This is a genomic window from Cypionkella sp. (assembly GCF_034376685.1).
GTDB lineage: Bacteria > Pseudomonadota > Alphaproteobacteria > Rhodobacterales > Rhodobacteraceae > Cypionkella.
The window spans coordinates 1-11,585 of sequence record NZ_JAXMJJ010000070.1; the positions used below are offsets into that span (position 1 = coordinate 1).

Here is an 11,585-nt window from a genome sequence, read left to right on the forward strand (position 1 = left end):
TCGGGGTGACGTTGTCATAGGTCAGGCCGTGGCCGGCGTGGACTTCGAGGCCGAGACTGTGGGCGAAAGCCGCGCCTTTGCGCAGGGCGTCGAGTTCTGCTTCGGCCTCGGCCAGACGGCCTTCGGCATGCAGGTCGGAATAATGGCCGGTATGGAGTTCAACCACGGCGGCACCGATGCGGGCGGAAGCCTCAATCTGGCGGGGATCGTGGCCGATGAACATCGACACCCGGCAGCCCGCTTCGCGCAGCGGTGTGATGAAATGGGTCAAACGATTGGCGTCGGAGGCGACATCAAGGCCGCCTTCGGTGGTGCGCTCGGCGCGGTTTTCCGGCACAAGGCAGACGGCGTGGGGCTTCAGGCGCAGGATGATCGCGGCCATCTCATCGGTAGCGGCGCATTCGAAATTCAGCGGAATGCCAAGGCCTGCGGCAAGCGATTCCATATCACTGTCGCGGACATGGCGGCGGTCTTCGCGCAGGTGTGCTGTGATGCCATCGGCCCCAGCAGCTTCGGCGAGAAGGGCAGCGCGCAACGGGTCAGGCCAGACCGAGCCACGGGCGTTGCGCACGGTGGCGACGTGGTCGATATTGATGCCAAGCCGTTGCCGCGCGAGATGTGCCATCGCCAGAGTCCTTTGTGGTTTTGATCAGATTACTTTGCGGCGACCTTACTTTGCGCCTGCGCTGCTGTCATCTCCGGCAGCGCGGCTTTCGCTGTCTTTCTCGGCGCGGTGCAGCAGACGGTTTTTCGCTTCGGCCACAGCGACTTTCAGGCGGTGCCGCCGTTCGCGCCGATCATCGGCCTTGGCGGCGCGGGCCTTTTGATAGGTCTGCACCAAGGGGATGGTCAGGTAATAGGCCACCGCCGAAATCACGATGCCGGGCAACAGAGCGCCGATGAAATAGGGCACATAGATTTCGTGCCAGAAGCGGATCAGGCCGCCCCAGTGCATCGTCTCGGGCGTGAAGATCGCCACGACGTTACGCCACAGATCGGTTCCGGCATGGGCAAAGGCTTCGCCGATTGCACCCGCGCTGAGCGGTTCCTGCACGCCCATGATCCAATGGCCGAAGGTCATCGCCAAGACCGCGAAGAACGGCGTGGTCAGCGGGTTGGTGTTGAATGTGCCAAGCAAGGCCGCCAGAACATTGCCGCGCACCAGCCGGGCAGCGCCCCAAGCGGCGACAAATTGCAATCCGGGCAGCGGCAGAAAGCCGATCAGCGAGCCTGCAAAGATGCCGCGCGCGATACGGTGGGGATCATCGGGCAGGCGGCTCATCCGATGGATGACGTAGCGGGTCGCGCGTTTGAAACCACCCCTCGGGTAGACCATCTCACGCAACCAGGCGAGCCATCCAAGCGGTTTCCGACGTTTGAAGACCATAGGGCGGCCCCGCTTCCTTCCTGCCTTGTTGGCGTGTGCCTTGCCGGATAATCCGTTAAGGCTTGCGTGTCATATCACGATGCCGCGACACTTGTGCGACATCGGTTTCGGCCTCTAGCGCCGTCATCACCATGTGCAAGTGTTCAACGTCGCGCAAGTCCACGTCAATGATAAGTCTGTAAAAATCCGGTTTACGTTCTGTAAAACGCAGATCAGATATGTTGGCTTTCTGCTCGCCGATCAAGGTGCAAATCCGACCTAAAACGCCCGCATCGTTCGAAATGGCGACATCCAGCGCAACGGTGTTCGTGGCGGCATGGCGGCCTGCGTGCCATTGCAGATCAACCCAGCGATTCGGCTGCTCTTCAAACTCTTCCAGCGCGGGGCAATCAATCGCATGGATCAACACCCCTTGGCCGCGATAGGTGATGCCAACGATGCGTTCGCCAGGCAAAGGCTGGCAGCAAGTCGCGCGGCGGAAGGTCTGATCATCCGGCATACCGATGACGGCGCGGGCGGATTCCACCTCATCCGTGCCGCGTTGCACCAGTTCGGGATAGAGGGTTTCAACCACCTTGCGGGCGGTCAGTTCTGCCGAACCAAGGGCGGCCAGCAGTTCGGCTTCATCGGGCATTCCAAGCATTTTTGCCGCAGTGCGCAACGCCTTGTCGGTGGCTTTTTTGCCAACATGTTCAAAGGCGGCGCGGGCGAGTTCCTGCCCAAGACGGACAAAACGGCCGCGATCTTCTTCGCGCAGGGATTTCCGAATCGCCGCCTTGGCGCGGCCGGTGGTGACGATGTCGATCCACGAGGCCTGCGGGCGCTGGCCTTCGGCGGTGATGATCTCGACCGACTGGCCGTTTTTCAGCCGCGTCCACAAAGGCACACGGATGCCGTCAATCTTGGCCGACACGCAGGAGTTGCCGATGCGGGTGTGGATGGAATAGGCGTAATCCAACGGGGTGGCCCCGCGCGGCAGTTGCACCACATCGCCCTTCGGGGTGAAGCAGAACACCTGATCGGAATACATTTCCAGTTTGACGTTTTCGAGAAACTCGTCGTGATCGCCCTCGTCCAGCCGTTCGGTCATCGCGGCGATCCATTTCGCCGGATCGACGGCAAACGGGTTCTTGGCGCGCACGCCTTCGCGGTAAGACCAGTGGGCGGCCACGCCGGCTTCGGCCACTTCGTGCATCTCACGGGTGCGGATCTGCACCTCCACCCGCTTGCCATCCCGCCCCGACACCGTGGTGTGGATCGAGCGGTAGCCGTTGGTTTTCGGCTGGCTGAGGTAGTCTTTGAACCGGCCCGGCACCGCGCGCCAGCGTTGGTGGATCACCCCCAGAATGCGGTAGCAATCGGCCACCGAGGCGCAGATCACCCGAAACCCGTAGATGTCGGACAGCCGCGAAAACGCGAGGTCTTTTTCCTGCATCTTGCGCCAGATTGAGTAGGGCTTTTTCGCGCGGCCATACACATCGGCGTCGATCTGCACCTTTTCCAACTCGGTGCGGATATCGGCGGTGATCTGATGCACCACATCGCCCGATTCGCGCTGCAAGGTCAGGAAGCGGCGGATGATCGAGTTGCGGGCTTCGGCGTTCAGCACGCGGAACGACAGATCCTCAAGCTCTTCGCGCATCCACTGCATACCCATGCGGCCCGCCAAAGGCGCATAGATTTCCATCGTCTCACGCGCCTTCTGCGCCTGCTTTTCCGGCCGCATCGACTTGATGGTGCGCATATTGTGCAGACGGTCGGCCAGCTTGACCAGGATCACCCGCAGGTCTTTCGACATCGCCATGAACAGCTTGCGGAAGTTCTCGGCCTGCTGCGATTCGGTGTTGGACAGTTGCAGGTTGGTCAGCTTGGTGACGCCATCGACCAGCTCGGCCACCTCTTCGCCAAACAGCTTGGCGACCTCGGCATAGGTGGATTTGGTGTCTTCGATGGTGTCATGCAACAGCGCCGTGATGATGGTGGCATCATCCAGCTGTTGCTCGGTCAGGATGGCGGCGACGGCGACGGGATGGGTGAAATACGGCTCACCCGATTTGCGCATCTGACCTTCATGCATGGCCGCGCCGTAGGCATAAGCCCGGCGGATCAGTTCAGAATTGCAACGTGGATTGTAGTTCTTAACGAGGGCGATGAGGTCTTCAACGTCAATCATCACCGCCCCACAAGGCCTTATACAGGCTTACAGCTCGCCTTGCGCTTCCATCAGCGCGCGCAGCAGCTTTTCTTCTGACATATCGTCCTGCATCGGGCGATCAATTTCGCCAGACATCAACAAGGCCATCTGATCTTCTTCCGGCTCGTCGACTTCGATCTGGGTCTGGTGACCTTCAATCATCCGCTCGCGCAGGGCATCAGCCAGCTGGGTTTCCTCGGCGATTTCACGCAGAGCCACCACCGGGTTCTTATCGTTGTCACGATCCACAGTCGCGGCAGAGCCGGACTGGATTTCGCGTGCCCGATGGGCCGCAAGCAGGACAAGTTCGAACCGGTTAGGAACCTTGTCAACGCAATCTTCAACCGTCACGCGGGCCATGAAAGACTCCAGTAGGGATGGGGGCTTTGAAGTGGCCTATTTAGGCGCGATGCCAAGGCTTGACAAGGGCATAATCAAGTGGATGCCAGAGGGACGACTTCGGCGCGATCTTTGGCCGGAAGCGCCGCCAGCATTTGCGCCACCGTCAGGCCGCTGACCGGATGCTGCCAGTCGGGGGCAACATCGGCAAGCGGCACCAGAACGAAAGCGCGATCAGCCAGCCGGGGATGCGGCAGGATCAACTCATCGGGGGCAAGTTGGCGTTGATCTTCGGGTGGCAGGCTTTGCCAGTGCAGATAGGTTTCAGCATCCGGCAACACTGATTCGCCCAAGGCCAGCAGATCAATATCAAGGCTGCGCATGCCCCAACGCTGCACCCGTTCACGTCCGAATTTCGCCTCTACCGTATGCAAACAAGTTAATATGTCAGCCGCACCCATTGCGTGACGTAACGTCACAACAGCTGCAGCATTCACATAATCCGGGCCTGCCCCAGCGGGGAAACATGGCGTTTGATACAGGGTGCTCAGCCGGGTCACCGGCAAGCCGACCCGGTCAAGTTCCGCTATAGCGGCAAGAATTGTTGCCTTTGGCGACAAATCGCCAAAATTCAGATTTGCGCCAAACGCAACCAGAGCGTGCTTTTCTGTTGACATGGTAACTGCTATCCTCACGAGAGATTGGCTTGCTCGCCCCGCGGCGACCCTGCTATTCAATCTTATTCGCCGCCGACCATCTACATTAGGTAGACCACTCACGATAGCGCGATTGGCGATTTGTTTTCGAGGGGAAGACTTATGTTTTACAAGGACGAACGGCTTGCGCTGTTCATTGATGGTTCAAACCTTTACGCGGCCGCCAAGGCACTTGGGTTTGACATCGACTACAAGTTACTGCGTCAAGAGTTCATGCGCCGTGGCAAGTTGCTGCGCGCGTTCTACTATACCGCTCTGCTTGAGAATGACGACTATTCGCCGATTCGGCCGTTGGTTGACTGGTTGCATTACAACGGCTTCACCATGGTTACCAAACCGGCCAAGGAATACACCGACAGCCAAGGCCGCCGGAAGGTCAAAGGCAACATGGACATCGAACTGACCGTCGATGCGATGGAGCTGGCCCCGCGCGTTGACCATGTGGTGATTTTCTCGGGCGACGGCGATTTCCGCCCGCTGGTGGAAAGTCTGCAACGACAGGGCGTGCGGGTTTCGGTGGTCTCGACCATCCGCAGCCAACCGCCGATGATCGCAGACGAGTTGCGCCGTCAGGCCGACAATTTCATCGAGTTGGATGAATTGCGCGACGTGATCGGCCGCCCGCCGCGCGAGCCGCGTCTGGAACGTGATGAAGTGGCCGTTGACGTAAAGTGAAGTGACGGAAGTTCCCCAGACTTCTGGTGTGTTTAATGAAAAGCCGGGGCGGGAAACTGCCTCGGCTTTTGCTATGCCGGGCGTTGGATGGCAGGGCGGACGGATGGATCAGCCCAGATCTGCGCAATCTTCCGACGCGACCGTATTACTTTCAGCCGCAAGACTAGACGAGGCCCGCGTGGCAGCTTAGGTCTAACCCAAAGATGAGAACCGCCATGACCCTGCCGCCCCCGATCCTGCCGCCATTAACCCTATACCTTGCCGCCCCCCGCGGATTTTGCGCCGGTGTTGACCGCGCCATCAAGATTGTCGAACTGGCGCTGCAAAAATGGGGCGCGCCGGTCTATGTGCGGCATGAAATCGTGCACAACAAATTCGTCGTCGATGCGCTGCGGGCACAAGGCGCGGTGTTTGTCGAGGAACTCGACGATTGCCCGGTGGACCGCCCGGTGATTTTCTCGGCCCACGGCGTGCCAAAATCGGTGCCAGCGGCGGCAGAAGCGCGCCGGATGATCGCGGTGGATGCCACCTGCCCCTTGGTGACGAAGGTGCATAACGAGGCGCAACGACATTCCGAAGCGGGCTTGCAGATGGTGATGATCGGCCATCAGGGCCACCCGGAGACCATTGGTACGATGGGACAATTGCCGGAAGGTGAGGTTCTGCTGGTGGAAACCGCTGACGACGTGGCGGGGCTGGTGGTGCGCGATCCGGGGCGGTTGGCCTATATCACCCAGACCACGTTGTCGGTCGATGACACGGCGGGGATAGTCGCTGCCTTGCAGGCGCGGTTTCCGGCCATTATCGGGCCGCACAAGGAAGATATTTGCTATGCCACCACCAACAGGCAAGCGGCGGTGAAGGCGATTGCGGGCAAGATCGACGCGCTGTTGGTGATTGGTGCGCCGAATTCCTCGAATTCACGCAGGTTGGTTGAAGTGGGGCGTTCGGCAGGCTGCACCTATGCGCAACTGGTGCAGCGGGCGAGCGATATTGACTGGCGGGCACTGGAAGGCATCGCTTCGGTGGGTGTCACAGCGGGGGCTTCGGCACCGGAAGTGCTGGTCAATGAGGTGATCGACGCCTTCCGCGCGCGGTTTGACACCACGGTGGAACTGGTTGAAACCGCACAAGAAAACATCGAATTCAAAGTGCCGCGCATCTTGCGGGAAAGTGTCTGATATGCCGGATTTGTTTGCCTATACTGACGGGGCCTGTTCAGGCAACCCCGGCCCCGGCGGCTGGGGCGTGTTGATGCTGGCGCGTGAAGGCGGCGCTGTGGTGAAGGAACGCACGCTGTCGGGCGGCGAGGCGCATACCACCAACAACCGGATGGAATTGCTGGCGGCGATTTCCGCGTTGGAGGCTTTGACACGGATGTCAGAGCTGACCATCGTGACCGATAGCGCCTATGTGAAAAATGGCGTGACCGAGTGGATTCACGGCTGGAAGCGCAACGGCTGGAAGACCTCTGGCAAAGACCCGGTGAAAAATGTTGATCTGTGGCAAAGGCTTGACGCGGCGCAAGCCAAACACAAGGTGATCTGGCGCTGGATCAAGGGCCATGCGGGACATGCCGAAAACGAGCGGGCCGATGAATTGGCGCGCGCCGGGATGGCCCCGTTCAAGCCGGTCAAACTGTAGCGTGATAAGCGGCTGGCCTAAGGCCGCGCGCGGCAGGCTGCGTCAGATCCAGTCGAGATTGACCTTGCCCGCCGGATATTTCGCAGCCACTGTTTCCCGCAGTACTTTGTAACGCTCGCGCAGATCCTTGAATTTGCGCTCATGCGTCTCGGCCACCAGCGCGCGGATGTTTGTGAACAAATCTTCACGATCCAGTGTTTCGAGGATGTCCAACTCGGCACCCTCAATATCCATCTTGATAAAAGCAATCTCGCCCCGCGCTGCCACATGCTCGCGCACCAGCGTCGGGAAGTCGAGCAGCGTCACCTCAACCGCGTTTTCCGCATCAATCCGCCGACCGCCATCCAGAATGGTGCTTTTGACCGAAGCGCCATCGGGATTGTCGCCGAAATTATCCGCCCGCATCAACCGGATCGTGCCTGCCCCCACCCCGACGGCAGCATTGATCAAAGTGACATTCGGAGTGTTTACGAACTTTTCTTCAAGAATGGAAAACGCATAGGGATCAGGCTCATAGGCCAGCACATCCGCCCCGGTCGCCGCAAGAAGCTCCGTCACCACCCCCATATTCGCGCCGCAATCCATCACCAGATCGCCGGCCCGGAGCATCGCAGTGATCGCGGTCATATAGCCTTCCGCCCAAGCCTTGCGCTGGTTGCGCTTTTGGCGGCGGATCAGTGCCTCTATCTCATCAGGGGTCGAGGGCAAGGGTTTGGTTGCGCGGTCTTTTTTGCCCTTCTTGACCTGCGGCTCCTGCGCCTCGTCTGGCTCGGTCATTCCTCCAGCGCCTTGGACGCATCGACGCCAATCTGCGCGCACATCCGCGCCGCGTAAGAGTTCGGCATAGGGGGATTTTTGCGCCAATACGGCTTGGTGCCGTTGGTATAAAGATGCACCGACAACGTGTTGTCGGTGAAATGCCCCTCAACCCGACCGTAGGGGTCGTAGAACACGTCGTTCAACTGGAACGGCACCGGATAAAGGTAATCCGAGGTTAGCGCCTTTTCAAAATCACCGGTCTGTTGCGCGAAATAGGTGAAGGCCTGCGGGCCAAAGGCGGTGCGCTCGGCGTTATAGATCCGCACGGCTTGCGGCAGGCTGCTGTCTTGCTTTTCGATCCGCTTGCGTTGCTGCTTGTTAAACCACGCCGGGGCATCCGGCAGGTTTTCATAATAGTCCAGCAATTGCTTGATCAACGCGCCCTGCGGCGGAATATAGACGACCCCACAGTTCAGTGCCCCCCTAAAGCCATGACCTGCATAGATATTCTGCATCTCATCCGGGAAGGGCTTGTGACAGAACGCATCACAATCGATCCACACCGCATCGGTTTTTTCGATCATCTTGTAGCGAAACACGTTGGACAAAAAGCTTTCCGAAGTCTGCCGCACGATATCCATATCAATCGCCATGATATCGGTGGCGGGTTTGACGATGATGCCATCAGGCACATTCGTCACCTTGTCGGTGCAGTAAAGCGTGGTCGGATGACCCTGTGCGACATGGCTGAGCAGGCAAAGCTGGTTCAGATAATGCAGCTTTTCGCCAATCCAAAGCGAGGCGACGGGTCTGCGAACGGGGGTGGACATGGTTACTGCCTCGCTTGTTTCGTTATGTGGAACAATGCCGCAGAGCCGTAAGGCTGTCCAGCATCTGACATTGGTTAACTCGGGTCGTCTGGATCGGTTGGCGCGGCCAACCTAAACCCTCGGGCGATATTGGCATCAAATCCATAGTCCGGCACATAGCCAAGCGCGCCAAGCAGGGCCTCTATCTCGGGCAAGCGTGGATGATGTTGCTCCAACAGCCGACCATAAAGGAAGATCTGCGTGGGCGCCGGGGCGGGCAACATTGGCAGCAGTTTTTGCAGCAGATCCGGGTCAAGCTTTGGGTCAGACAGCAGCAGAGCATCAGGCTGCACGCTGACAATCATCGCCAAAACACCCGCCGCCGGATCATGGCCAAGGATTTGATCTATCAAGATAAAACGATCATTAAAGCTGCGGTTGCTCAGCGCGCAGACCACACCCAGCATCTGCCGCAGCGCCGGGTTATCCTCTTGCAGATTGAAGGTCAGATCGGGTCTGATATTCGCGCAGTGCCCGGAGAGAAAGCCCGCCGCAGAGCCAATCTCCAACACCTTTGCGTGCTCGGCCAAAACCTGCGGCATCCGCCGCGCAAGGCCGCGTTCAAACTTGCCAGACTGGATCAGCGGCAAGGCCGAATCCGTGAAAACGCGCGGGTCAGCGGGCAGTTTCATGCTGTGATTTTGGTAAATGTCTACCGTCGCGTCTTGCGAAAGGTTAACGACGCCCGACTGATATGACCCCATCGGCACCGCCTCGACCGGATCTTTCGGCATGGCTTGCCGATCAGCCTTCGCTTTGGCCCCCCGGCGCTTTTCAACATCGGACATCAGCGCCGCGATCTTCTCTTTATCCCGTGCTTGCGGCGGTTTGGCGACGATCTGGGTGATCGGCACGGCGGAGGCTTTGGCGAGATCAGCCACCAGTTCGTGATAGGCCTCGGTCTGCCGCAACTCGGCCAATCGGCTTTCGGCCCGCGCGATCGCCGCATGGTGCAGGCGATTCAGCACCGGATCTTGCAGCAATTGCGCAATGATGTCGTTGCGCAAATTGGTGTAGCGCAGCATGGTATCATCGCGCACTTCATTGCGATCTTGCAGCGACCAATAGTCGGAATTGTACTTATCCGCCTTATTGTTCACATTGCCGCGCATCTTGCGAATGGCATAACTGTCGACCGATTTCACCGCGTAGTGATTGAGCTGCACCCAGTCATACCCCACCGTGCGGGTGATCGAGCGCCAGCCACGAAACTTGAAGTAATCCTCCATCTCGCGACCCGAGCCGTTCAGCCATTTCACCTGATCCGGGAAATCAGTTTCATGCCATTTTGTCTTCATTTTCGGGCGATGAATGCCCAGTTTCCATTTGTCAGCGCTGAAGGTGAACAGCGTCTTCACGCCCCAGCCCTTGTTCCAGGTCTGCGGCGCGGCCCATAGATATTGTTCGGTCACCGGGGCACGAGACCAATCCACCACCCCGCCCGAGCCGAAAATCCGCCAGGTCACAACGATGCCATTCGCGCCTTGCGCCTTGGTCGCCGCAAGCAAGTCATCGAGCGTGCCGTCGCCGTATCTGATCGACAGAAACTCATCCGCGTCAAACACCATCACCCAGTCGGACTGCTGCACAACCGGCTCTTCCTGCGCGTAGTTCAGCGCCGAGGGTTGCGGCCGTATGCCTTCGGGAATGTCGTTGCGGCGATGGTGGCAGAGGCCCAGTTCTTCCAGCCGGATCAGCATATCATCAGTGCCATCCGAACAATCGTTCGTATAGACCACCAGATCGGAAAACCCGACTGCCAGATGGTGGGCCACCCATTCGATCACATAGGCGCCTTCGTCTTTCATCATCGACACGGCAGTCACCTGCCCATGCGGGCTGTCATGGCGTTTCAACGGAAAATCAACCGTGCCCCAGCGCGCGCCAGCCCCCTTGGGCCGCCCGTCAAGAGGCGCAATGCCTTCCGGTTGTTTACCCTGTTTCGCCTTCACGCCCTGCCCTGCCGCTACGCCGCGAAGCCTCTGACCCGCCGCTCCGCCCTGTTTGCGCCCCAACATAGGGCAGGCCGGATTCCGCCAGCAAGGCCAATCAGAAAACGATGCACAACTGTGTCATAGCAGACAACTGTTTCCAATTTAGCAACGAAATCCGCGAAGTATTTCTCAAGCCTGAGCTCAAATGCGTGACTTTGCGCCACGAAGCGGCTTAATCTGCCGAAACCGTCGTAGTTTCCCCGACAGAGCAGGCGCATGACCCCAAAATTAACTGTGTTTTTCATCGTTGAGCCGCCAGAATATGAACTGATGGCCTGTTACCTCGCGGCGTCGTTGCGCGAACAGTTTGGCGATCAGGTCGCGCTGGTCGGCTACTGCCCCGACATAAAGCTTGATCAGGTCTCGCCAAATGTCAAAGAAGTGCTGCATCGGATGGGCTGCGAAGTGCGCCCGTTTGTGGTTGAGGGTCGGTTCTCGCCAGCCTATCCGCATGGCAATAAAATTCTTGCGACGATGGAGCCGCGCGATACCGAATATTCGGCATTTTTTGACAGCGACATCCTGTGCCTGCGCCCCAACCGGGTTGAAAGCATCATCATGGAGGGTTCGGTTTCCTTGACGCCTGCGGCCTCGATGAACTGGGGTAAAACTGACGATTGGACGCTGATCTATGCAGCCTGCGGCATGGAGATTCCGGAAGAGCGCATCAAGTTGATGCGCCAGTCTGGCAAGCGTCAGCGCATACCGTATTTTAGTTCAGGTTTGTTCACGTTCCCTGAACAGTATCGCAGCCCCGATGGCCGCAGCTTTCCGCAGGTCTGGATGGATGTCGCACAGACCCTTGATGCGCACCCGGATGTGCCCGGCAAGCGACCCTATCTTGATCAGATCAGCCTGCCGCTTGCGATCCAACAATCGGGATTGAAGTGGAATATTCTACCGGAAGAACAACACTTTATCCTTGGCGGCAAACTGCGCGGCGATGCGCTGCCGCAGGATCGTGAGATTTTCACCGTGCATTATCGTCGGGCTAGGGTACTGAAAGAA

The 11,585-nt window shown here is 58.8% G+C and carries 12 protein-coding genes; 4 read left to right on the top strand and 8 right to left on the bottom strand.

The window, feature by feature from the left end; genetic code table 11:
• The 5 genes from U1A24_RS13360 to folK all read right to left on the bottom strand — a co-directional run.
• Window positions 1–625 (bottom strand): pyridoxine 5'-phosphate synthase (locus U1A24_RS13360; RefSeq protein WP_322322466.1); only part of this gene is annotated, 625 nt, incomplete at its 3' end.
• 45 nt (window positions 626–670) lie between these two features.
• Window positions 671–1,387, bottom strand: coding sequence for a DUF2062 domain-containing protein (locus tag U1A24_RS13365; RefSeq protein ID WP_322322467.1), 717 nt, complete (start codon window positions 1,385–1,387; stop codon window positions 671–673).
• 55 nt (window positions 1,388–1,442) lie between these two features.
• Window positions 1,443–3,560 carry a bifunctional (p)ppGpp synthetase/guanosine-3',5'-bis(diphosphate) 3'-pyrophosphohydrolase gene (locus tag U1A24_RS13370; RefSeq protein WP_322322468.1) on the bottom strand — a complete coding sequence of 706 codons (2,118 nt, stop codon included), beginning with the start codon at window positions 3,558–3,560 and terminating at the stop codon, window positions 1,443–1,445.
• Window positions 3,561–3,587: 27 nt separating this feature from the next.
• Window positions 3,588–3,941 carry a DNA-directed RNA polymerase subunit omega gene (rpoZ, locus tag U1A24_RS13375; RefSeq protein ID WP_322322469.1) on the bottom strand — a complete coding sequence of 118 codons (354 nt, stop codon included), beginning with the start codon at window positions 3,939–3,941 and terminating at the stop codon, window positions 3,588–3,590.
• A 74-nt stretch (window positions 3,942–4,015) separates the two neighbouring features.
• Complete coding sequence (folK, locus tag U1A24_RS13380; RefSeq protein ID WP_322322470.1) at window positions 4,016–4,597, bottom strand: 2-amino-4-hydroxy-6-hydroxymethyldihydropteridine diphosphokinase; 582 nt, start codon at window positions 4,595–4,597, stop codon at window positions 4,016–4,018.
• Window positions 4,598–4,738: 141 nt separating this feature from the next.
• Here folK and U1A24_RS13385 point away from each other — a divergent pair, with 141 nt between their 5' ends.
• From U1A24_RS13385 to rnhA, 3 genes are all read left to right on the top strand, one after another.
• Window positions 4,739–5,311, top strand: coding sequence for an NYN domain-containing protein (locus U1A24_RS13385; protein WP_054008140.1), 573 nt, complete (start codon window positions 4,739–4,741; stop codon window positions 5,309–5,311).
• A gap of 215 nt (window positions 5,312–5,526) precedes the next feature.
• On the top strand, window positions 5,527–6,492 hold the full coding sequence (gene ispH / locus U1A24_RS13390) for a 4-hydroxy-3-methylbut-2-enyl diphosphate reductase (protein WP_322322471.1): 966 nt from the start codon (window positions 5,527–5,529) through the stop codon (window positions 6,490–6,492).
• Window position 6,493: 1 nt separating this feature from the next.
• Entirely contained in the window at window positions 6,494–6,955 is a 462-nt protein-coding gene (gene rnhA, locus U1A24_RS13395) for a ribonuclease HI (RefSeq protein WP_322322472.1), read from the top strand.
• A 42-nt stretch (window positions 6,956–6,997) separates the two neighbouring features.
• On the opposite strand, the gene U1A24_RS13400 is transcribed toward rnhA, so the two are convergent.
• The 3 genes from U1A24_RS13400 to U1A24_RS13410 all read right to left on the bottom strand — a co-directional run bounded on the left by U1A24_RS13400 (window position 6,998) and on the right by U1A24_RS13410 (window position 10,535).
• Entirely contained in the window at window positions 6,998–7,732 is a 735-nt protein-coding gene (locus U1A24_RS13400; RefSeq protein WP_322322473.1) for an FkbM family methyltransferase, read from the bottom strand.
• Window positions 7,729–8,544, bottom strand: a complete 816-nt coding sequence (locus tag U1A24_RS13405; protein ID WP_322322474.1) for a hypothetical protein — start codon at window positions 8,542–8,544, stop codon at window positions 7,729–7,731. Before U1A24_RS13405 ends, U1A24_RS13400 begins: the two co-directional genes overlap by 4 nt.
• Before the next feature lie 74 nt (window positions 8,545–8,618).
• Complete coding sequence (locus U1A24_RS13410) at window positions 8,619–10,535, bottom strand: glycosyltransferase family 2 protein (RefSeq protein ID WP_322322475.1); 1,917 nt, start codon at window positions 10,533–10,535, stop codon at window positions 8,619–8,621.
• A gap of 258 nt (window positions 10,536–10,793) precedes the next feature.
• On the opposite strand from U1A24_RS13410, the gene U1A24_RS13415 reads away from it, so the two are divergent.
• A partial coding sequence (locus U1A24_RS13415) for a hypothetical protein (RefSeq protein WP_322322476.1) occupies window positions 10,794–11,585 on the top strand: 792 nt, incomplete at its 3' end.